This is a genomic window from Paenibacillus sp. FSL R7-0210 (assembly GCF_038009085.1).
GTDB lineage: Bacteria > Bacillota > Bacilli > Paenibacillales > Paenibacillaceae > Paenibacillus_AQ > Paenibacillus_AQ silagei.
Genome location: NZ_JBBPAR010000001.1, coordinates 1,627,922 through 1,651,218, shown reverse-complemented (window position 1 = coordinate 1,651,218; position 23,297 = coordinate 1,627,922). Strand labels below are relative to the sequence as shown.

Annotated in this window: 16 protein-coding genes; 6 read left to right on the top strand and 10 right to left on the bottom strand. The window is 53.7% G+C overall.

The window, feature by feature from the left end; translation table 11 throughout:
- Positions 1-80 precede the first annotated feature (80 nt).
- The gene (locus MKY64_RS07040) at positions 81-1,118 is read left to right on the top strand and encodes an asparaginase (protein WP_340951784.1); all 1,038 of its coding nucleotides are present in this window, start codon (positions 81-83) and stop codon (positions 1,116-1,118) included.
- Here MKY64_RS07040 and MKY64_RS07035 read toward each other — a convergent pair.
- Together MKY64_RS07035 and MKY64_RS07030 are read right to left on the bottom strand one after the other, a co-directional pair.
- Positions 1,115-2,527: a sensor histidine kinase gene (locus MKY64_RS07035; protein ID WP_340951783.1), complete on the bottom strand. Its 1,413-nt coding sequence runs from the start codon at positions 2,525-2,527 to the stop codon at positions 1,115-1,117. The two genes, MKY64_RS07040 and MKY64_RS07035, sit on opposite strands and share 4 nt — an antisense overlap.
- A complete protein-coding gene (locus MKY64_RS07030) occupies positions 2,524-3,231 on the bottom strand; it encodes a response regulator transcription factor (protein WP_340958032.1) in 708 nt (235 codons plus the stop codon). Before MKY64_RS07030 ends, MKY64_RS07035 begins: the two co-directional genes overlap by 4 nt.
- Before the next feature lie 156 nt (positions 3,232-3,387).
- On the opposite strand from MKY64_RS07030, the gene MKY64_RS07025 reads away from it, so the two are divergent.
- Positions 3,388-4,059: a hypothetical protein gene (locus tag MKY64_RS07025; RefSeq protein ID WP_340951780.1), complete on the top strand. Its 672-nt coding sequence runs from the start codon at positions 3,388-3,390 to the stop codon at positions 4,057-4,059.
- Between the two features lie 96 nt (positions 4,060-4,155).
- Here the strand turns inward: MKY64_RS07025 and MKY64_RS07020 are convergent, their stop codons facing one another.
- The 4 genes from MKY64_RS07020 to MKY64_RS07005 form a co-directional block, all read right to left on the bottom strand.
- Positions 4,156-4,797: a cupin domain-containing protein gene (locus MKY64_RS07020; protein ID WP_340951777.1), complete on the bottom strand. Its 642-nt coding sequence runs from the start codon at positions 4,795-4,797 to the stop codon at positions 4,156-4,158.
- A 105-nt stretch (positions 4,798-4,902) separates the two neighbouring features.
- Complete coding sequence (locus MKY64_RS07015) at positions 4,903-5,757, bottom strand: methyl-accepting chemotaxis protein (RefSeq protein ID WP_339218582.1); 855 nt, start codon at positions 5,755-5,757, stop codon at positions 4,903-4,905.
- A gap of 56 nt (positions 5,758-5,813) precedes the next feature.
- Positions 5,814-11,237, bottom strand: a complete 5,424-nt coding sequence (locus MKY64_RS07010; RefSeq protein WP_340951774.1) for a diguanylate cyclase — start codon at positions 11,235-11,237, stop codon at positions 5,814-5,816.
- Positions 11,238-11,249: 12 nt separating this feature from the next.
- The gene (locus MKY64_RS07005; RefSeq protein ID WP_340951772.1) at positions 11,250-12,416 is read right to left on the bottom strand and encodes a small-conductance mechanosensitive channel; all 1,167 of its coding nucleotides are present in this window, start codon (positions 12,414-12,416) and stop codon (positions 11,250-11,252) included.
- Between the two features lie 297 nt (positions 12,417-12,713).
- Between MKY64_RS07005 and MKY64_RS07000 the strand changes: the two genes are divergently transcribed.
- From MKY64_RS07000 to MKY64_RS06985, 4 genes are all read left to right on the top strand, one after another.
- Complete coding sequence (locus MKY64_RS07000) at positions 12,714-14,384, top strand: collagen-like protein (protein ID WP_445671693.1); 1,671 nt, start codon at positions 12,714-12,716, stop codon at positions 14,382-14,384.
- Positions 14,385-14,473: 89 nt separating this feature from the next.
- Positions 14,474-16,177, top strand: coding sequence for a hypothetical protein (locus MKY64_RS06995; protein ID WP_340951766.1), 1,704 nt, complete (start codon positions 14,474-14,476; stop codon positions 16,175-16,177).
- 572 nt (positions 16,178-16,749) lie between these two features.
- On the top strand, positions 16,750-17,175 hold the full coding sequence (locus MKY64_RS06990) for a VOC family protein (RefSeq protein WP_340951764.1): 426 nt from the start codon (positions 16,750-16,752) through the stop codon (positions 17,173-17,175).
- 203 nt (positions 17,176-17,378) lie between these two features.
- A complete protein-coding gene (locus tag MKY64_RS06985; protein ID WP_036733033.1) occupies positions 17,379-17,783 on the top strand; it encodes a CBS domain-containing protein in 405 nt (134 codons plus the stop codon).
- A 90-nt stretch (positions 17,784-17,873) separates the two neighbouring features.
- On the opposite strand, the gene map is transcribed toward MKY64_RS06985, so the two are convergent.
- The 4 genes from map to lspA form a co-directional block, all read right to left on the bottom strand.
- On the bottom strand, positions 17,874-18,620 hold the full coding sequence (gene map, locus MKY64_RS06980; RefSeq protein WP_036733023.1) for a type I methionyl aminopeptidase: 747 nt from the start codon (positions 18,618-18,620) through the stop codon (positions 17,874-17,876).
- 241 nt (positions 18,621-18,861) lie between these two features.
- A complete protein-coding gene (gene cysI, locus MKY64_RS06975) occupies positions 18,862-20,577 on the bottom strand; it encodes an assimilatory sulfite reductase (NADPH) hemoprotein subunit (RefSeq protein WP_340951761.1) in 1,716 nt (571 codons plus the stop codon).
- 33 nt (positions 20,578-20,610) lie between these two features.
- Entirely contained in the window at positions 20,611-22,464 is a 1,854-nt protein-coding gene (locus MKY64_RS06970) for an assimilatory sulfite reductase (NADPH) flavoprotein subunit (RefSeq protein ID WP_340958030.1), read from the bottom strand.
- A gap of 250 nt (positions 22,465-22,714) precedes the next feature.
- Positions 22,715-23,179: a signal peptidase II gene (lspA, locus tag MKY64_RS06965; protein ID WP_036733017.1), complete on the bottom strand. Its 465-nt coding sequence runs from the start codon at positions 23,177-23,179 to the stop codon at positions 22,715-22,717.
- Between the last annotated feature and the right edge of the window lie 118 nt (positions 23,180-23,297).

Below are 23,297 nucleotides of genomic sequence, written 5' to 3'. Positions count from 1 at the left end.
CCATAGAGGAATGAATGTTATAATACTCTCAATGTCATGCGAATGACTGAATTCTGGCTCAACCTGAAAGGAAACAACCTATGATGAATACTATTCCCGAAGTGAATTTCACCGCTTCCCCTTACTATAATCCCGGCCTCAAAAATGTAGTCATCCTCGCCACCGGCGGTACCATTGCCGGCAGCGGCGAAGCTCATAAAACCTTGAATTATGAGCCCGGCGCCCTGCCCGTGCAGGATCTGCTGGATAGTGTACCACACCTGGAACGGCTGGCGAATTGCGCCGGGGTACAGGTCAGTAATCTGTGCAGCGCCGATATTACCAGCGAACACTGGCTTACCCTGGCAACGTACATTAACACGCTTGCCCTACGGGAGGATGTGCACGGATTCGTCATCACCCACGGCACCGACACCCTCGATGAGACGTCTTACTTCCTGAACCTGGTGATTAAGACCGACAAGCCGGTAATCATTACCGGATCTATGCGCCCGGCTACCGCAATCAGTGCCGATGGACCCCTGAATCTGTATCAGTCCGTAGCACTGGCGGCGAATCCCGAGGCTTCCGGCCAAGGCGTGATGGTTGTGTTTGCTGAGGGCATCTATAGCGGGCGGGATGTACAAAAGGTGAACACCTTCAAGGCCAACGCCTTCGATGAGCGCGATTTCGGCTGCCTGGGATATATGCGTGACAGCCATGCCTTCTTCTATACGCGCACCTTGAAGCGGCATACCACCGCAACCCAGTTCGATGTATCTGTTATGCAGGAGCTGCCGGAAGTATCCGTAGCTTATTTCCATGTGGATGCCAATCCCGGGATTCTGGATTATCTGGCCACGATCTCCAAGGGGATTGTGATTGCCGGTGCAGGCGGAGGCATCTACAGCAAACCGTGGATTGATAAAGTCGGCGAGCTGAAGAATAATAATATCCCTGTTGTCCGCTGCTCGCGGATTTCCAGCGGAATTACACTCAAGGATTCCTACATTGATTTGTCCGCCAATTCCATTCCGTGCAACAGCCTGGTCCCGCAAAAAGCCAGAATCCTGCTCTCCCTAGCTCTGACGCAAACCACCGGCTACGATGAAATAGCCGCAATGTTCAACGAGTATTAAACGCTGCACGCAGATGGCGTGAACTCAAAGGTGAAGACTGCGCCGCCCTCCGGACGGTTCCGGGCACTAAGCTCTCCGCCGCAGCGTTCCACAATAGCACGTGCGATGGCGAGTCCCAGCCCGGATTCGCCATTTTTCCCTTTGACGAACCTGTGAAACAGACTGGACAGCAGCTCCTGCGCAATACCCGGACCATCGTCAGCAACCGTTAATGTAATCCTTCCCCTGCTTGTATGCACCTCTACATCAATACGCTTCTCGGCATAACGGGCCGCATTGGATAATACGTTCAGCAGAGCTTGCAGCAGCTTATCCCGGTCCGCTCTTACCATCCCCCCATGGTCCCCGGAGACTATCGGATGTAGCGACAGCTTCCTTGCCGCCAGTAGCGGATTGACCCGCTCCACCGCCTCGCTCAGCAGCTCCTCCAGATCCGTATCCTCAGCCTGGTAAATATCCTCTTCACTGTCCAGCTTCGCCAGAAGGGTCATTTCGCTGACCAGATCACGTAAACGCCCGCTTTCACTCAGAATAATATCCAGTCCTTTACGGACGCCCTCTCCTTCAAATATCCCGTCCCTAATGCCCTCCGCATAACCGGCTATCGACATCAGCGGAGACTTCAGCTCATGCGAGGCATTCTGGAAAAACTGCTTCTGCACCCGGTTGAACCGGTGCAGCTCACCGGCCATCTCGTATACTGCCCTGGCGACAGAACCGATTTCACCTCCCGCCCGGATCAGATTCACCTCGGCAAACCGGCGGCTTTTCACTTTGTGGAGCTCCTGACGCAGGCTGATCAGCGGATCAATCAGCTTCCGCGTAATGAACAGGCTGAACAGGAGCATCGCTGCCGCTCCCGCAGCAAAGACAAGGATCAGCCGCTTCAGCAGCGACTGCTCGATGACCTTGATTCTGCTGACAGGCGTTAGCAAGGTGAGTTTGCCTTGGGGGAGCGTGTTGACTTGCACCAGATAACGCGGATCATTGCCGTCCCATAAGCTCTGCAGGCTCCCCTGCTCTATAGCTGTGATATCCACTGTTACTCCGGACTGCACGGGCAGGGCCGGGATACTTCCCGAGACCACATTCCCCTGCTGGTCGCTCACGATGGCCTGTACTCCGCTGTAGAGCGTAGGATATGGAGCCGTAAGCGGCTCGCTTTTTCCCACTGTGAATGCCCCTCCTTCCGTGAATGGAGCCCGCTGCAGACTCGCTGTAAGGGAAGCGCCAAGCGTCCTTAATCCCTCTTGCTCCTTGCCAATGAAATGGTCCATCAGCACATAATGGATCATCACTCCCGTGATAGACAGGACCAGCAGCAGAGACAGCCCAAAAGCAAAGTTGATCTGATGCACCAGCTTCAGCTTTTTCATCCGCTGGTTTAGCCTTTCCGCCATACTCTTCATTTCTGCACCTCTCTCATACGGTAGCCGTGACCCCAGACCGATTCCAGCGGCAGGCCGTCCATTTTTTTGCGGATGCGCTTGATCAGATGGTCGACAGCGCGGTCGCTGCCGAAATAATCCTCTCCCCAGACATGGCCCAGCAGCTCTTCGCGCGTAAAGGCCCGGTTCGGACTTCCCGCAAAGACCATCAGCATCAGGAACTCCTTGCTGGTCAGCTCCACTTCAGCTCCCCGCCAGAAGGATCTTCTCTCCTCAGGATGCAGCAGCAGACTGCCCAGCTCTAGCCCTGTATGCACAGCAGGCAGAACAGCAGCAGACCAGGAGGGGTGAAGACGCTCCCACCTTTTCAACTGGCGGTTGATCCGGGCTACCAGCTCACGGGGACTGAAGGGCTTGACCAGATAATCGTCGCTCCCAAGCTCAAGACCCAGGATTTTATCCACTTCACTATCTTTAGCAGAGATCATAATGATCGGCACCTCCGCTTCATCACGGATACGCCTGCACAGCTCATAGCCGTCCATTCCCGGAAGCATAATATCGAGCACCCACATGCCGGGAGGATCATTCTTCCATAAATCCCACGCCTCTTCGGCACTTCCAAGACCAATCGTCCGGTAATTCTCCCTATGTAAATAAGCTTCCACCAGATTGCGTATATTCTCGTCATCGTCCACAACGGCAATGACCGTTTGATTGTTCATCCAGGTACCCTCCATGATTTTCTCTTCTCCATTATAGCAAGCGGCTGAGCGGGATAGGGCACTGCCATTGTTTTTCCACATTGCTGACCCTCTCCTGCCACAGAAGCCCGCTATAGTGAGAGCTGTAAGACAAACCACCTGAAGGAGTGTTCGTATATGAATCGTCTAATCGTGAAAAGAATGGCTCTATCCACCCTGCTGCTGTCCAGTATCGCCACCCCGGTCTTCGCGGATACGGAAATCGCACCGCACCCGGTACAGGGACCCACTGCCATTATAAGCACGGCCGCTGCAGCCACACCAGACAGTAAACTGCTCCCCATGCTTGAACCACAGGTTCTGAGCCTGGTGAACAGCTATGCACCGGAAACATCCCAGGACTGGCGGGATACGCTCAGCCGATTCCATGATTTTACAAGCACGAAGGCGCTTAACGTGGTTCTCACCACGCCAATGTCTGCCGCTCCATGGACAGAAAAAACCGGCATTCTGGATGTGCAATTAGCCATGCCTGGAACATTGACGGACGCAGAAACGGTTCCGCTTGCCACTGTGCCGGAATACGGGACAACTGGGGGCAGTGTTAAGGCAGTTCCGTCCGCCTCAGCAGCTGCAAACCTCACACTAACGGTACCTGACTCTCTGGAATCCGGCAAGCTTGCCAATGTGGTAACCTTACATGCGGCGTATATCGACGGCCTTTTCAAAGCACAGGTTGCACTGGCAGAGGCTGCACAAGCCACAGATGCAACAGCAATTAAGCAGGCACTGTCCGAACTGCTGAGTCAATATAAGGACCTTAACCACAAGCTGGAAGAAGCGAAATAAACCACGCACACCCTGTATTCCATAAAAAAGCAGACCAAGGAATTTCTCCCTGGCCTGCTTTTTCTTTTCAGATCATTAATACAGCGTAGCCACCGCCTAGCGGCGCGGATACATCGGATAAGGATAGAATGCCGCCGCAGGCTGCTGGGCTGCGTAGGCGGGCATGCTTTTGGCGGGCGGGCCTATGTTCATTCCCCCGGCAGACCCTGCCACGGCGCAGCCCGGAGGCGGTCCAAGAATAATCGATTCCTTCAGCGGGGCCACGGCCTTGGCGTACTCTTCTTCATTGATACAATAGGCGCGCTGGATTACCTCTGCGGGAACAGCCCGCAGGAAGTCTGAACCAAACACAATATCCGGTGTCGGCGCATCGAAGATCGTCAGGAAATGGGCTTGTTCGCTCTCAGCCAGAATCCAGTGGAACCAGCCCTTCGGGAAGACAGCGATTTGTCCGGCCTGCAGATGATAGGTCATCAGCTTCTGGGTGAACGGATCGAACACGGAGGTAATCAGCTCACCGCTAATCACGAAGACCATCTCTGTCACATTCGTGTGCCAGTGCGGCTGGACGATGAAGCCTTTGCTCATATGGGCATTGAAGAACCCGTTACGTATCGCCGGAAGCTGCTCTCCAAAAAGCTGCGTAATATAATTGTTCGCATCCCGCTTATAATTAAGCACCTGGTTAGAATCGGCGGCAAGCTTCAGGTCCGGTGCCTGCAATACTGGATCAAGCATGATTTGTTCCTCCTCAGACTGGATTATAGCCTTAAGTAACACTGGGCATTCGTCCAGATACTGTATGCAGGGGAGGAACTCTTTGACACTAGAGACAGGTGCGGATTAGATCAGACGAGCGATACTCTCAATCTCCACGGCGGAGGCTGCAAGCTGCTGCATCGAGGCGGTGATCTCCTCTGTGGCTGCGGCCTGGCGTTCGCTTTGCGCCAGACAATCTGTAAGCACAGCATCCATCTGGTTAATCTTCTGCTTGATCATCTGCAGAATGCCGGCAATATCCTTCGCCGATGAAGCACTGGATACCGACATTTTGCGGATCTCCTGGGCCACGATGCCGAAGCCCCGTCCATGCTCAGCCGCATGGGCCGCTTCAATCGCTGCATTCAGCCCCAGCAGATTGGAGTTGTCTGCCACCTTGCGGATGAAATCCAGAATCTCGTCCGTCTGCTGCAGATCCTCAACCACCTTCTGGCCCAGCTCCTTCAGATCCCCGACGGTATTCGCCAGATCCGAGGCCGTGCCCGCAATCTCTACCGAAGTCGAGCTGATCTCGTCAGAGGTCACCGCCAGCGCATTCGCTGCATCGCTGAGCGTTACCTGATTGCTGAGGCTGATTCCAATCGTAAATACGCCAATTACCGCCCCGTTCCGGTCACGGACCGGCATTGATGAGGACTTGAAGGGTATCCCGTAGACTTCTTTGGGAATAGTGGCGCTGACTTCTTCTCCACTCTCCAGCGCTGCCCGGATTCCCCCACTTGGCGGAATGGGACTCCCATCTCCGACCCGGGCATGGAGCTCTTTGCCCGGCAGATGATAGATGAACTTCTCCACATCGGTTAAGGCAAACATTACATCCAGTGGAAAGAGACGCTGCACCAGCGGCAGAGATATTTTTAGAGCCTCCAGCAACTGGTCCATTTCTGATTCTTTTTCTAATTCGTGATCGGTACTCATTGCTTCAACAGCTCCCTAATCCTATTTATTTATGTACATCTCTTATCGCTTGAATCTTATCGCTCGAACAATGTAACACAGTTGCGGCCTTCCGCCTTGGACTGATACAGCGCATCGTCGCCCAGCTTGTAGATATCCTCCTCGCGCAGCCCGTCCACAAGCACGGCGGCTACGCCGATAGAGACGGTAATTCTGCCGTATTCGGGACTGAGATCATGCTGTATCCCCAGCTCCGCGATGCTTCGTCTGATCAATTCGGCGAACACACGGGACTCTGGAGGGGTCAGTCCGGCGGCCACAATCCCGAATTCCTCCCCGCCCAGCCGGAACGCGGTTCCTTCCGCCTGTTCAGCCAGCTCCTTCAGTACCCCGCCTATTCTGCGCAGTACCGTATCGCCTTCATAATGCCCGTAGGTGTCATTGAATTTTTTGAAATAATCAATATCCAGCATCAGGTAGGTTAAATACCGTTTGCTGGCAGCAGCCTTGTCCACCTCATCCAGGAACAGCTTATTGAAGTATCTGCGGTTGTACAGCCCGGTTAATTCATCGGTGATCGAGATCTTTTCAATCAGCCCGATATATTTGCTCAGCTCCCCGTTGTTGAACTCCAGCTCCTTCGTCCGCTCCGCCACCAGTTCCTCCAGATGCTCCTTGTGGCGCCGCAGCTCCTCCTCCGCCTTCTTGCGCTCAGTTATATCCTTGATCGTTCCCTGAATCGCCGGCTTATTCTGATACATAATTCTGACGACCTTGTGAATGGCGATGACTTCAGGGGACTTATCCTTATGCAAAAGCCTTGTCTCGTACTCTTCCGGTGCCTGCTTGCCCTCGACTCGTCTGGCATAATAATGCATCACCTTCTCCCGCTCCGGGGGGGTAATGAAATTCCCGAAGGGCTGCTCCAGCATCTCGCCCGGCTGATAGCCGAGCATCTGCTCCAGCGCCTCATTAACATAGACACACCGCATATCCTGGACCACGAACACCCCGTCCTGCAGGTTGTTGACCAGTTGGCGGTACTTCTCCTCAGAGCGCTCAAGCTCATTATACAGACTGGCATTCTCAAGCGAGAAGACCATCTCTCTGGACAGCAGATTGATAATCTTCATCCGTTCCTCGGTGAATACGCCGGTCACCAGATTATTCTCCAGATAGATAATGGCAATCGTCTTATTCTGGTTAATCAGCGGCATGCAGACCATCGATTTCGGCTGCTGCCTCACAATATAGGGATCATTCACGAATGAAGTCTCGGAATAGGCATCATTGTAGATCAGGCTCTCCCGGCTCTTCTCCACTTGTCTGATGATGGCGACAGGCAGATTGTCCAGCTGATGCGACTCATGAATCGCCACGGAGATCCGGTCTGTGTCCGCTTTATATTCCCCTTCGACCAGAAGATTGGCCTTGGAGGTCATCAGGATACAGCCCCGCTGCGCCCCGGCATTCATGATTACAATCTCCATCAGCGCTTCCAGCAGGTGGTTCAGCTCAATTTCTTTGGAGATGGCCTGCGAAGCCAGAATGATGGAATTCAGATCAATGCTCTCGGTATAATCGGACACCGTCCTGCCGTGCATGAACTCCTTGGTGCTGATTTTCTGGGCAAGAGCGGGGTATCGCTCCTTGATGAACGCGATCTTCTCCTTGGCCCCCCAGACCGAATAATAGTATTCGGATTGTCTGAGCAAATAGGCGGCGAACTCGTTGAAGCCCTTGTCCATATAGAACCGGGCCGCCAGCTCGTTGCAGAGTGCCTTATAGCGGACGAAGCTGCCCTGCTCGCTGGCCTCGATCGCCAGATCATAATAATAGCCTGCGCGGGTGCTGTTCCCGGAGATCCGGGCCCATTCGGCCCTCATCAGATATTCATGCTGCCGGAAGGTTCCCGGTGCATTGCTGGCCCATTTGCGTACCCGGCCGAGCTCCTTGCGCATTTTGGACCTGGCCTTCCGCTTGCCGTTCACACCCAAATCCTTGTAAGCATAAGCCAGATTTAGGAAGGTATACAGCGCGAACTCCTCCATAAAAGCCGATCCGGCCAGCGTCCCGATAATCGGATACGCCCGCTCGATGTACTCCAGCGCTTCATCATGCTTCTCGTAGAGAAACAGCAGCTTCATTTTGTAAATATAATAGATCGCAATTCCCGAATAATATCTTGCTTCCTGCAATTCGTGCAGATAGACCTCTTCGCTGAAGGCTTCATTGTTGAATGAGGTACGCTCCGGCAGCTCTCCGGCAAGACTGAGATAATACTGGCGGGCCAGCTGCGCTGTGGCAAGCGACTCCTTGTACTTCGTGTTCTCGATCATAGAGATCGTACGGTCACTTTCCTGAAGCAAAGCCGGGATGTCCATCGACGGATTCCAGAGATTCACATAGAAGGCGGAATGGGCCAGGTAGAGCAGATCGCCTGTCCGCAGACTGGCTTCAATGGAGGTGCCGAACCAGTCCTGCAGCGTATCCCAAGGCTCGGTCCAGGCGTGGCTGAACAGCGTATACAGGACATGCGCCGCGCCTTTCCACTGCAGATCATTGAATTTGTCGTTAATTCTGATCCCGAGACGTCCATAAGCGAAGGCACCCCGGGTATCCCCGAAGCCGGACAAGAGCATAGCATAGCCGATAAAAGCAAGCGCCGACTCCGGCGAATTCCCGTATTTCAGCGTCAAGCCCACCTTCTTCAGCACCACCAGACCAAACAGCGAGGTCTCCCCGGAGATAAATGCAGGCGGTATAAAGTTAATCAGCAGCCGCATCACCAGCTTCATCTCCGGGTCCTGCATCTCCGGCAGTGCAAAAATCGTCTCCGGTGTTCTCCCCCGCAGCGCGGCCTTAACGACCAGCAGCTCCTTAAGGACGGCGGGCATTCCAACCTTGGACGGAATCTTAATGCCGAGCGCCTTCAGCCCCCGCCTCCCCGAAGCAATCGATTCGGGCATCATGCCCAGATACATATAGTGATTGGTCTGCATCTCATAGATTTCCGCAATAGCCATCCGCTCCGTAGTTTGCTCCAGCAGCAGACGGCAAGCCTGATCCCCCTGATCGATGTGATGGGTGAGATAGCTGCATTCCGCATACAGCCTGTAGATCTCCGCCGCCTGCCCCGGGTCTGTACTCCAGATCTGCTCCGGGAGCAACTCCATTGCCGCTTCAAGCAGTAGGAAGGCCGAATCATACCCGTATCCTGCTTTGGCCTTGTAGGCTGCCCGCAGATTCAGAGCGACGATCTCACGCGCCTCCGAGCTGTCAGTGATTAATTCCAGCCCTTTATTAATATGGGTTGCAATATCGACCAGCTTGTCCGCGATTTCCTCCTCTCCAAGATTCCGCAGCAACAGCCGGCCGATACTAAGATGAAGCCTCTTCCCCCGTTCAGGATCAAGCAGCTGGTAGAAGGCCTGCTGAATCCGGTCATGGGCAAATTTCAGCCGGATGCCAATCTGCGCAGCCTCGCAGCCAGATTCGGCCAGCGTAGCGGAGAATATGGCGTACTTATGGTCGGCAGGGACAATATACTCTTCCTGAACCGCCCGGGTAATCGCGGCGGCAATCACCTCCGGCGCTTCCTCGCCGATTAGTGTCAGCATCCCGTAGTCGAATACGCTGCCGGCCGCCGAGCTAAGCATCAGGATATGACGGACCTCCCCCGGCAGATGCTGCAGCTGTCCTACCAGGAAATCCACCACACTGTCATGGACCGGCAGTGCCTCCAGCTGCTCCAGGCTCCAGCTCCATTCCCCGTTCTGCTTGTCGAAAAAGATAATCCCGCGCCGGTGAAGATCCTTCAGCATTTCCGTCAGGAAAAAGGAATTCCCCTTCGACCGCTTGTATAAATGTCCGGTTATCCCTTCGACCCGTTCCATGCTGCTGTACAGCGTGTCAGCCACAAGGCTTTGCACATCCGTCTCTTGCAGCGGCTGAAGGTGAATACGTCCAACTTCACGATTTTTGCCGATCTTAACCATCGCGGAGAACAGCGGATGACCTTCGTGGATCTCATTCTGCCGGAAGGAGCAAATCACAAACATCCGCTGCAGATGGTTATCCAGCACCAGCTTCTCCACCAGCTGCAGGCTGGAGTAATCCGCCCACTGGACATCATCCAGGAAGAGGACGAGCGGCCGGTCCGGATGCGTCATGGCCTGCACGAACTTGGCAAAGGTCAGGAAGAACCGGTTCATCTCCTCGGCCGGACTCAGCGGTTCCGGCTCAGGCTGGGTCCCGGTCCAGACAGCAAGCTCAGGGATTAATCCCGTAATCACACCGCCGTTGCCGTCAAGCAGCCGGGTCAGCGAGCGGCTGACCTCACTCTTGTAATCCTCATCCGGACTCTCCAGCAGCTGGCTGACCAGCCTGCGAAAGGCCTGGATGAGCGCACTGTAAGGAATATTCTTATTGTACTGGTCGAACTTCCCTTCCGCGAACAGCCCCTTCTCCCGGCTGATTGTCCGGTGCAGCTCATGAACCAGTGCCGTTTTGCCTGCACCTGCATCACCGGAGACCAGCATGACCTGTGAATTCCCGTTGACACTGCTGCGGAAGGCCGTCTCCAGGGTGGACAGCTCCTGCTGTCTGCCGACTACTTTTTGCGGAATGCGGAAGGTGTTCAGGAGATCCTCCGTTCCAATCACGAAATCCTCCTGCCCGGCCAGGCATTTCTTCAGATCGGCCTTGATGCCGTGCGCGCTGCGGTACCGGTCCTCCGACGACTTCTCCATCAGCTTCATAATGACCGCCGACAAGCCGCTGCTAACCCTGCCTCCGGTTGCATGGTAAGGGGAGACGGCTTCCTTTGCAATAATGGAATAGATCTGCTCCATCATCTCGGACGATGGATACGGCATGATGCCGGTCATCATCTCGTACAGGACCACACCTAGTGAATAGTAGTCACTCCGGTAATCTATATTCCGGTTCATCCGGCCGGTCTGTTCCGGTGAGATGTAAAGCAGACTGCCCTCCAGCACGCCGCTGTTCTGGAAATCACGCCTCTCCTTGGACAGCTTCACTGCAAGATCGAAATCAATCACCTGGACAATTTCCCGCTCCCGGTTCCAGATGATATTCGACGGCTTGATATCCTTATGGATCACGTTCTGCTCATGTATGGAGCCCAGAATATCCACAACCTTGACCGCCAGCTTCAGCAAAGCCTCCTCCCCCGGCTGCTCTTCCGCCAGAATCCGCTTGAGCGAACGTCCGGCGATATCCTCAAGAACCATGACGTACAGACCGTTCTGCTCTTCGAGCCTCAGGGGACGGATAACCCCTTCTGTGCTGGTGCTGAGCTCTGTAAGCAGCTTATATTCCTGTTTGAAGCGCATTACGGCTTCGGTGCCGGCAAACTCCGATTTTAACACCTTGAGAATGACCGTTTCTGCGGAGGAAGCCTCCGTGCACCGGTACACGGCTTTTATAGGATTATCTGAAATGGTCTCCAGGACCTGATAATGGTCATTAGCAATCATTGTACTCCACCTTTAGCCTTGTTCTCCCGTAACTTCAATATCGGCATCGAATTTAAATACATAGGCAGCGATCAGCCAGATAATCCAGCAATTCAGCCCAAAGAACAGATAACCGAAATAGCCCAGAACCGGCATCTCGGAGAAAATATGAAATTTGTCCAGATAAGGCACCGAGTATTTCCAGTAATTCGGATTGGTAGGAACGTCGTCATGGAACCACTCACTGCCAAAGTTCCAGAACTCCCAGAAGAAGCCGTTGAACACCGTAGCCAGCCCCACCAGAATGACCTTGGACCAGTCTCCGTTCTTCACCGGGGTGAAGGGGGTCCAGTAACCGGCAAGCGCCATCGCTGCGGACAGCATCGGAACCAGCGCAACCCACAGCACCCAGAACAGCAGATACGGATAATAGCCCATGCCGAAGGCCAGGATCAGCCCGAGAATATAATAGACGATCAGCCACATGCGTGACACCTTCAGCCTAGGCCCATGGCTATAACGGTTGCGGAACAGACGGAAGGTCTTGAGGAGTAAGTACCATTCGAAGATGGCCGGAAGAACCGTTGTATAGGATAAGGAGAACCAGAACACATTGCCGAAGTTAGAGAACACTTCATTATTGGGGTAATACCAATTCTCCAGGACGAAGAAATTCAGGTATTCAAAAGCAAACCAGCTGAAGCAGGACACCACCGCCAGCAGCTGCATCACATGGGGCTTGCGCGAGATGATCGAAGCTCCGTGATTTCTCCGGTAGACCAAACCGTCCAGGATCAGAATAAAGGACCACCAGAGGGGAACAAACGTGTAATGCTCCAGCGAGACAAACAGCTTCACCCGGGCCCACATCAGGAACCAGCTAAGCGCAAGCACCGGCAGGCTCCACCAGAACCAGATAGGGAAAGGGGTGGCCGCCCCCGATTTCCGGGGTGCCTCCTCCGTCTTCTTGAAGCCGAACCATCCGGGGAATACCAGGACCAGTGTGATGATCAGGGCCACAACGCAGGCGAGCGAGAAATACAGCAGGCTGAACCCGGGGTCAGCTTCGACCTTCTGGGCCGGGAAATCCCCGTAACCCGGGGGCATCCCCTTCCATTTCGCCAGACTTCCTAGTAACGGGAGCAGAAAGATCAGTCCGAAGGTAACGATCAAGAATACTGTCTTTTTCCATGTTTTCATTGCGCAAACCCCCGCGTATGTATGTAGTTGAAAGTCGAATTTTGTTGATAATCGCTAATATTCGATAACACTCCAGTTTATTCCTGCTGACTGCACACAAAAAAATGCCCCACCGTCCATTTCCATGACGTATGGAGCAACTGTGCGAGGCATAATGCAGGTGAAAACGGGCTTCAGGCGAATTCTATTACACCAATTATTAAATCCATAAAGTCTACTTAAATGAATGATATGCCTAACACTGTAACTAATACACCTGAATAGAGTGATGTATCTTATATAAAAGGAGGGGTTATATTGTCACAGCCTAATCTGCCCAATATCACGCCAACGATCACTTTATCTCGAGATGATGTGCTTAACCTATTATTTTCTTCCATCGCAATGGAAGAGTTGGGCTTAGCGCATGTTATAAATGCCCAAGGGGAAAACATCCAATTTGCCTTGGGCACACTTCCGGGGAGCACACCTGCTACGTTGGGTGAGGTTCTTCAGATAAACAGCAGTGCTCAATCGATGCTCGATTCCGTATTCCGCACCGAAATGATGTTGGATTCAAAACTCACCTCCGCTTCCGATATTCCATCATTAGTCGGACCCACAGGAGCCACGGGGGTAACCGGCGCTGCCGGTGCAGTAAACAGCGTCAATGGATTGACGGGCGATGTTGTGTTGAGTACAGAGGCTGGTGTCTTTCCGATCAGTAATGATGAACCACCCACCCGAAATTTGGACATATTAATCAATGCTGGGGTGTATAGCTCGGGAAATCCAAATGGAGGAGACCCGGAAAATGGTCCACTAGGAGTTGACCATCCTCCGTCATGGACGATTTACGTCTCCCAGGTAGGGCCTTATATCCAGCAGTTGTATATTTCCAACCTAGCATTATATTACCGCAGTAGTCCAGACAGTGGCCAGAGCTGGTCAGATTGGCAAGAAATCGGTGCTCGCGGGCCAACCGGAACCACCGGTGAGACTGGGGCCACCGGCGTCACCGGAGCCACCAGTGAGACCGGAGCTACCGGGGGGACGGGGGCTACTGGTGTGACGGGGGCTACTGGCGTCACCGGGGCTACTGGATTGACAGGAGCTACCGGCGTTACCGGGGCTACCGGCGTTACCGGGGCTACCGGCGTTACCGGAGCCACGGGCGTCACCGGCGCTACCGGACTCACTGGAGCGACCGGTGACACCGGGGCTACCGGCGTCACTGGGGCTACCGGCGTCACTGGGGAGAGCGGGGTGACGGGGGCTACCGGACTCACCGGAGCCACTGGCGTCACCGGGGCTACTGGCGTCACTGGGGAGACCGGGCTCACTGGCGCTACTGGTTTGACAGGGGCTACCGGACTCACTGGGGAGACCGGGGGGACGGGGGCTACCGGACTCACCGGAGCCACTGGCGTCACCGGGGCTGCTGGCATCACTGGGGAGACCGGGCTCACTGGCGCTACTGGTTTGACAGGGGCCACTGGACTCACCGGAGCTACCGGCGTTACGGGAGCTACCGGCGTCACCGGGCCTATTATTGTAACTAACAATGCGATGTTTGAGCCCGCAACGGCTGCAGTCGCTTCGACCTTAACACCTATTGTATTTCAAGAAATTTTTATTAATGGCAGCGGAATTGAACTTGGAACGCCCCCAAGCAATATCACGGTGCTCCCAAACAGCTTATATTATGTTTCGTTTACCATAACTATTGAGCTCTCTGCTGAAACAAACAATGTAACCAGTTCTGAAATTATAGTTAGATTGAACGGTAATGTCCAGCCTATAACGGTTACCGGACAAAAAAATGGCGGGACCGGAGCTACCGTGTATTTCTCTCTAGAAGGAAATGGTTTTCTTCAGACCGGCGCCACTGACAATACCATGACTCTCGATGCTACTTATAACCTAAGCGCCGGTACGGGAACTTATGTTACGGATCGGTCTAACCTGAGTATTATCCGGTTCCGTTAAACGAACAGATTCCGCTTTTTGAGGAGGATTAAGGGATGAGCAAGGGGGCAAGAGCCCCCTGTCCATTTTGTAGATAAGGAGGGAATCACTTGTCAAAACCGAACCTGCCCAATATCACCCCAACGATATCCATATCGCGGGACGATGTAATTAATCTATTATTTTCCTCTATTGCCATGGAGGAATTAGGACTGGCGCATATCCTCAATGCTGAAGGAGAGAAGATTCAGTATGCGGTCGGCACCCTTCCAGGAACCACTCCCGTTACACTTGCCGAATTAGGTCAGGTCAGTAGCAGTACTCAAGCTATGTTGAAAAAAATTATCCGCCATGAAATGATGCTGCAATCCAAGCTCCAGACAGCTGCAGATATTCGACCGGTTGTTGGTCCTGCTGGACCTATCGGAGCTCCGGGAGCAGAGGGTGGAGCACTTAGTGTCAATGGGTTAACCGGAGATGTGGCGCTCGGTGTAACAGCCGGTGTCTTTCCAATCAGCAATGATGAACCATCGACCAGCGATTTAGATGACATTCACTTTAGAACTGCCGGTGTATACAGCAGCTCGGGAGTACCCGCCGATCCGGCTGGCCCAGTGAATGGTCCTCCGGGAGTCGCACACCCGTCGGTATGGACGATTTATGTATCACGTGTCGGAGATTATGTACAACAGCTATATTTCTCCGATTCGGCTTTATACTATCGCAGCAGTCAGAATGGCGGGGTGACTTATCCCCAAGGGTGGCTCCAGGTTGGAGTGCAAGGTGCAACCGGGGTGACTGGGCCTGGTGTAACCGGAGCAACCGGCGTTACTGGCATGACCGGAGCGACGGGTGCCACGGGCATAACGGGCGCAACCTTGGACACAGGTGCCACGGGGAACACCGGCGCCACAGGCGTGACCGGTGCTACCGGAGTGACGGGTGCCACAGGAATCACTGGCGCTACCGGCGTCACTGGCGCTACCGGCGTAACCGGCGCTACCGGACTTACCGGTGACGTTACTGGCATGACGGGCTTGACGGGCTTGACGGGTGCCACAGGTCTAACGGGTGCTACCGGGGGTACCGGTGAGGTCACGGGCATGACAGGCGCGACCGGGCTTACCGGTGAGGCGACAGGCATGACGGGCTTAACAGGTGTGACGGGTGCCACGGGTGTAACGGGCGCGACCGGGCTTACCGGTGAGGTCACGGGCATGACGGGCTTAACCGGGGTAACTGGTGCGACAGGGGTTACCGGCGCGACAGGTTTAACCGGTGAGGTCACGGGTATGACGGGCTTAACCGGGCTTACCGGCGCTACGGGTGTAACCGGCGAGACAGGCGTAACCGGCGAGACGGGCCCAACCGGGCCAGTGGCCAACAATGCCAGTTTTCACCCTTCGGGTCCAGTAACAGCAACGCCTACGAATATTACATTTGTACAAAATTTTATTTTTGGCTCAGGTATCTCCCTTGTGAACGGCGGTCAAGGTATTCAATTACAACCCAATAGCTTCTACTTCGTTTCTTTTAATTTGAGAATTCGAATAACAAATGGGAGTATCCCCGTCGTTGCTTCGCAAATATTGGTTTTCCTCGACGGCGTTCAACAAAATATAAGCACTGGCACGCAGAGAAATGCAGCTGGTGCTGGTTTAGCCGCCTTCACCCAGGAATCCAGCGGTTTAATCCAGACTGGCGCCGGCCCTAATCCAACGTTAACCTTGACGGCTTCTATCACTCTTGCTTCGGGCACTGCCGAGTTTAATCCCCCTACTTGGTCAAATTTGAGCATTTATCAGGTCCTGTAATTCAAAGGTAATAAGGCAAGAGCTATAAAAGCTGATGTCCTTAGGTAACTCTCCTTTTCAAAAGCGGCTTAGGATATGTCGTTTCTTCCCCTGGAAGGACGGCGTATCCTTTTTTGCATGGCCCGGCCAATCCTGCCAGACTAAGAGATGCCCTGTTTCTCTCACCGGATGATTATGAGCGTTCTGAAGCGTTCCGGCAGATTCAGGAAGAGCTGGATTATATGGTGAAGTTACGCCCGGACTACGTATTATTTCATTATCCCAAGCCGGTTATCCTAGATCCTCAGGTAGACTGGAGCTCCTGGTGATTTGCTGACAGCAAGGAATATGTTTATGAGAATGACCTCTCTCTGAATGAACTGATACAGCACAGTAAAGTTCTCTTCGACTGGCTTAGCCGAAAGGGCCGGGAGTACCAGTTTCAGCCCATTCTGGAGTTCAATGGACTGAACAGTTATGTCTAACCGCTCAGACCTCATCACAGCCTGCCCCGAATATTTGTGAATGCACAGGCACATGCTACAATGGGACCGCCGTCCTTGCCTTAATTTAACACAAGAGGAGTGACAGCTGTGGCAATCAATGTGTACCTAAATTTCAATGGCAATACCCGAGAGGCTGTAGAATATTACGCTGAGGTGTTCGGGACCGAACCTCCGCATATTATGACCTTCGGCGAGGCTCCGCCAGATCCGTCCCATCCTGTACCGGAAGAAGCCAAACACCTCGTCATGCACGCCAATCTGATGATTGCCGGCAGCCCGGTCATGTTCTCTGACGTATTCCCCGGTATGCCGTACACGGAAGGGAATAATATCAGCCTAACGGTGACGGATACCGATGCAGAGAAGATTCGTCACTGGTTCAACAAGCTGAAGGAAGGCGGAACTGTGCACATGGAACTGCAGGAGACCTTCTGGAGCAAGGCCTACGGGAACCTGAAGGACAAATTCGGCATCCACTGGCAGCTTAGTCACGACAACGGCCAGAACGGCTAACTCCCTTAGGTAGTTTCCTATTCACAAAAGCGCTTAGGATATGACAGTTCTTCCCCTGGAAGGACGGCATATCCTTTTTTATAAGTCTTCGTAACCGCAACATCTCAAAGTTGTAACCTGATTTTTAATGCGCTTACATCCTGTTCTATGTTTTAATTGTAATAACGTTATGTATTTCATCCTACTGTAAAGGAGACTAACCTATGGAAATATCCTCATTTTTGCTGCCCAAGGATCAGGTTGCGTACATCACCTCCTCGATCTCCATGCGGGAAGCGCTGGAACAGCTGGAGAATCATTATTATTCGGCCATTCCGATTATTGACGATGCCGGTAAATATGTTGGGACCTTGTCGGAGGGCGATCTGCTATGGAAGCTGAAGAACACCGACGGCCTGAGCTTCGCGAATATGAACGAGGTGACCGTCGGCACCATTCAGCGTCATGTGCATAACGAGAGCGTCGAGATCCACGCGCAGATGGAGGATATGCTGACCCTGGCAGCAGACCAGAACTTCGTTCCGGTAGTGGACGACAGCGGAATCTTCCTCGGCATCATCCGCCGCAAGGATATCATCGAGTATTACACACGCAATATTACCGATTAACTCAGGTGAAGCTGCAGCAAAGGCAGGACTGTCCTCCATGGACGGCCCTGCCTTTGCTGCGTGATGCGGGTCTTTAACCCCTTAATTCTTCTATAGCTCTGTCAGAATAATCGTCCCCTGCGGAGTTACCGCCAGTGTATGCTCATACTGGGCTGACAGGCCTCCGTCAATAGTGCGTGCAGTCCATCCGTCTGCATCCACCTTGGTCCGGTAGCTGCCCGTGTTGAGCATGGGCTCAATGGTGAACACCATGCCTTCCTTAATGCGCGGGCCTTTGCCGGCCGGGCCGTAATGAGGCACTTCAGGCGCTTCGTGCATCTCCGAGCCAATCCCGTGACCGATAAAGTCCCGGACGACGGAATAACCGTTAGATTCGGCATAGACCTGGATAGCATGCGCTACGTCGCCTATGCGGTTGCCGGCTACAGCCTGCTCGATACCTTTGAATAGAGATTCCTTGGTCGTCGCCAGCAGCTTCTCCGCCTGCTCGCTAATTGTACCCACTCCGTAGGACCAAGCCGAATCCGCCAGCCAGCCATTCAGGTTGACTACCATGTCAATCGTTACAATATCTCCATCCTTCAGCTCCTCATGCTTCGGGAAGCCATGACAGATGACGTCATTCACAGATGCACAGGTGGCATACGGGTAACCGTGATAGCCTTTTTGCTCCGGGGTTGCTCCTTGGGAGAGGATGAACTTCTCGGCAAACTGGTCGATCTCCCAGGTCGTAATTCCCGGCTTGATCAACCCGGCAATCTGCCGGTGGCATTCTGCCAGGATTTTGCCGGCTGCCCGCATCTTCTCAATCTCTTCCATCGATTTCATAATGATCATTCAATTCGCCTCTTCTGTACAGAATCCATTACTCACTATATATAATGGCTCTTGGTTATAATGGTGTATTGCTACTCTATATTATGTAAGAAAACTGCCGAAAATCCAAATAAACAAACAAAATAAACCTGTCTCCCGCAAAAACACCAGAAAACAGGCTCATGATTTGCATTCCCGTGATGGCTAATCTGTACAAGTTATTGTTAACTACGGCATAATCAGACCGCCAGGCATTAGCCCGTTAGTCGTGGAAATTGAGCCCCGAAGTAACCGCCTTGACATATCCGCTGCGGATCACATAATCGCCGAAGTGCTCACCGGCAATACGCTCTCTGGCATAACCATGAATAATCGGCCCGAGGGTGTCCAGTATCTCCCGCTCGTCAATGTTCTCCTTGTACAGCTTGTTCAGCCGGTCTCCGGTAAAGCCAGCACCCAGGTACATATTATACCTGCCCGGACCTTTGCCGATAAAAGCAATCTCGCCGAGCGCCGGTCTGGCACAGCCGTTAGGGCAGCCGGTCATACGGATGATAATCTCTTCATTGCGCAGCCCGGCTTCATCTATGATAACCTCCAGCTTATCGAGCAGGTGCGGCAAATAACGCTCCGCCTCCGCCATAGCCAGCCCGCAGGTCGGCAAGGCTACACAGGACAACGCACTTCTGCGCAGTGCAGAATGATGGGCACCGTCCGTCAGACCGTATTGCTTGGCAAGCTCCGTAATCTTGCGCTTCTTCGCCTGGGTCACACCGCCGATAATCAGATTCTGGTTCGGGGTCAGCCGGAAGTCTCCGCTGTGAATCTTGGCGATCTCGCGCAGGCCGGTCATCAGCGGGTAGCCCTCCTGATCCTGAATCCGTCCACTCTGGATATAGAGCGTCAGGTTCCATTTGCCGTCCATCCCCTTCACCCAGCCGTACCGGTCGCCATTATGATCGAAGTGATAGTCGCGCGCCGGCTCCAGCGTCCAGCCCAGCCGTTCGTGCAGCTCTCCCTTGAACCACTCCAGCCCGTGCCGGTCGATCGTGTACTTGAAGCGGGCATTCTTACGGACCGAACGATTGCCGTAATCCCGCTGGATCGTAACCGTCTTCTCCGCCAGATCAATCATCTGCTCCGGACGGCAGAAGCCGATGATCCGGCCCAATTGGGGATACGTATTCGTATCGCCGTGCGTCATTCCCATACCGCCGCCAACCGAGACATTGAAGCCGGCCAGCTTGCCGTCCTCCAGAATGGCGATGAAGCCCAGATCCTGGGAGAATACATCTACATCATTGGATGGAGGCACCGCCAGGCCAATTTTGAATTTGCGGGGGAGATAGACCGGACCATAGATCGGCTCAACCACCTTGCTGTCCACGACTTTTTCCCCGTCCAGCCAGATCTCATGATACGCGCGGGTACGCGGGGCAAGATGATCGCTGATTTTGTTGGCCCACTCTTGAACCTCGGCATGAACCTCCGACTGATACGGGTTCGGACCACTCATCACATTACGATTCACGTCACCGCAGGCCGCAAGTGTGGTCATCAGGGTGTCGTTGATCGTTCTGATCGTCTTCTTGAGATTCCACTTGAGCACCCCATGCATCTGAAAAGCCTGCCGCGTCGTCAGGCGCAGTGTCCCATTGCCGTACTTATGGGCCAGCTCATCCATGACAAGCCACTGTGCCGCAGACGCCACACCGCCGGGCGCTACTATCCGCAGCATGAACTGGAAAGCCGGCTCCAGCTTGGAGCGTTCCCGCTCACTGCGCAGATCGCGGTCATCCTGCATGTAGCTGCCGTGGAATTTCAGCAGCCGGTTGTCATCCTCCGGCAGCCCTCCTGTAATCGGATTGCTGAGGGTCTCGACAAGCGCCCCGCGCAGATAATTGCTCTCCAGCTTGATATGTTCAACATCACTCGGTGGTCCGCCAATCGGCTTCACCGCTGGTTCATTGTTTGCCATTGCTGATTCTCTCCTCTTTCGCTTGAATCCCGCTTAATAGACATCCCGCTGGTAACGCTGCTCCTGCTGAAGGGTCTCCAGATAGGCGGCAGCCGCTTCCGGGCTTAGTCCGCCCTCTTCCTGGATCACTGTAATCAGTGCCGAATGCACATCATGGGCCATATGCTTCTCATCGCCGCACACGTATACATGCGCTCCTTCCTGCAGCCAGCGGTACAGTTCCTTACTCTGCTCCAGAATACGGTGCTGTACGTACACCTTCTCCTCTGTGTCGCGGGAGAAGGCCACATCCAGCCTGCTGAGGACACCGTCCTTCAGCATCCGCTGCCAGTCCGTCTGGTAGAGGAAGTCTGTAACGAAATGACGGTCTCCATAGAACAGCCAGCTTGGACCCTCAGCCCCCTGCTCTTCACGCTCCTCCAGAAAGGAACGGAACGGGGCAACGCCCGTACCCGGACCGATCATAATTACCGGTACACTGGAATCAGCGGGTAACTTGAAGTTCGGATTGTTCTGGATATATACCGGCAAGGTGGCACCCGGCTGTACACGCTCAGCACAGTGTACCGAACAGACACCGTAACGCTCTCGCCCATGTGACTCATAACGCACAGCCCGCACCGTGAAGTGTACTTCATCCGGGTTGGCATTGTAGCTGCTGGCAATGGAATACAAGCGGGCCGGAAGCTTGCGCAGGATGGTCACGAAGATGCTGGCAGGAGCATTCCAGGGTCCATAGTCTTGAATAAGATCCAGCAGATCCCGGCCCTGAATATACTCCTTCAGCTCTTGCTGCCGCTCGGGGGCCAGCAGTTCCTTAAGGGCAGGTGCGGAGGCAAGCCCGGCAGCCTGTTCCAGGAGCGGCTTCGTCAGCACCGTAATTTCGTAATGCCGCAGCAGCGCCTCCTGTAGCGTGCCTTCTTCCCCCTTTTTGTTCAGCGGAACACGTTCATCCGCATTCCAGCCCATAGCGGCAATGATATCTGCTACCAGCTGCGGGTGATTCTCGGGGTAGACGCCAAGAGAATCCCCCGGCTCAAAGGTAATATTCGATCCGGCAAGCGACAGCTCCAGATGGCGGGTCTCGCGGTCTGAGCCGCGGCCGTTCAGATTAAGATTCTCCAGTACTTCGGCATGGAAAGGATGATTTCGTGAATAGGCGGATTCCAGCGACTCTGCGCTCTCAGCAGCCTGAACCGCTGCATCCGCAATTCCTGCAGCATTCTGCGCGCCGTTAAGAGCGCTGATGACCTGGCCGAACCACTCGGCCACCGGCTCATCATAATCGAGGTCGCAATCTACACGCGGGCTTAACCGCTGTGCGCCCAGCTCTTCCAGCTTCTGATCGAAGTCTTTGCCGGTCTGGCAGAAGAATTCATAGGAGGTATCGCCCAGCGCGAGTACCGAGAAGCGCAAGCCTGGAAGCTGCGGCGCTCTTTTGCTGTAGAGGAATTCATGGAAGGCACGGGCATTATCCGGCGGTTCCCCTTCGCCATGGGTGCTGACCAGCAGCAGCAGGTTCTCTGTCTTCTTCAGTCCATTCGGCTTGAAGCTGTTCATCGCGGACACCGTGACCTTGAAGCCCTGCTCCTCCAGCTTGCGGGAGAGGCTCACGGCGAGCCGCTGGCAGTTGCCGGTCTGGGAGCCGAACAATACGGTCACTTCACGCGATGCTTGCTGCGAAGCGGCAGTTGCCGGCTCTGCTACTACTGCTGGAGCAGCGGGGGAAGCTGCCTGGACGCTTGATCCCTGGTTACCCTGCAGCGACAGGGCAGATAAGTACCCGCTTAACCATACCTGCTGTGAGGGTGTCAGCGTGGGCAGAAGCTGATTCAGCAGCTCTGCCTGGTTCTCATTAAAGGGACTGTTTGTAACTTGTAGTTGCAACAATATCGACCTCTCCTTAGCGTGCAATCTTCTTTCCTCTTAATATCATGAACTCAGGCTAACACAATACCGGCAAACGATCAACGAATCATATAACAGGCATCATATTCTTTAAAAGGTAAATACTTGAATAAAATGCACAAAACCCGGCTAAATCATAGTAAAATGCTCTGATTTAGCCGGGTTCATTACTAATTATGATAAGTTGCATTAGATAAAATGATAGACCGGAGATGTCTTTGCCTGCCATTTATAATAGTCTGCGGGTTGCTCTGTGCCGGAAATGGTCCACAAGCAGGTAGATTAGAATGAGAAGGCCTCCGGCATTGATCGCCAGATCGGCCAGATTCATAATCCCGCCATGATTCCCGAAGACCAGGAAATCTGTAACCTGGTGATAAAGTGCCCGGTCAATGGCATTGCCGACAGCCCCGCCAACCAGGAAGCCGCTGGCTGCTTCGAGCAGGGGGCCGCGGATTTTACCCTGACGCCGGTAATAGAAGATTGCTGCTACAAAAATCACGGCAACAATAGCAAAATACTTCCCGAATCCCTGAAAGGAGCTGAAGGCCGCACCGCTGTTCTCATAGTATACAAACCGCAAATGCGGCGTCCAGGAAGGAAGCATCTCCCCAAGCTCCATATGGGTACGCACTATCCACTTGGTCGCCTGATCTAGCATCAGGACGAAGACAGCTATCAGATAAAAAAGCATCGGCAGTTCCCCTATCTTCTCTAGTTGTTCAACTCATGATCAGGGTCATAGTAATAGTCAAGGCCGTGGTCAAGGTCACTGTTTGTCACAGAATCAGTCTACCATATTCATCTGGATA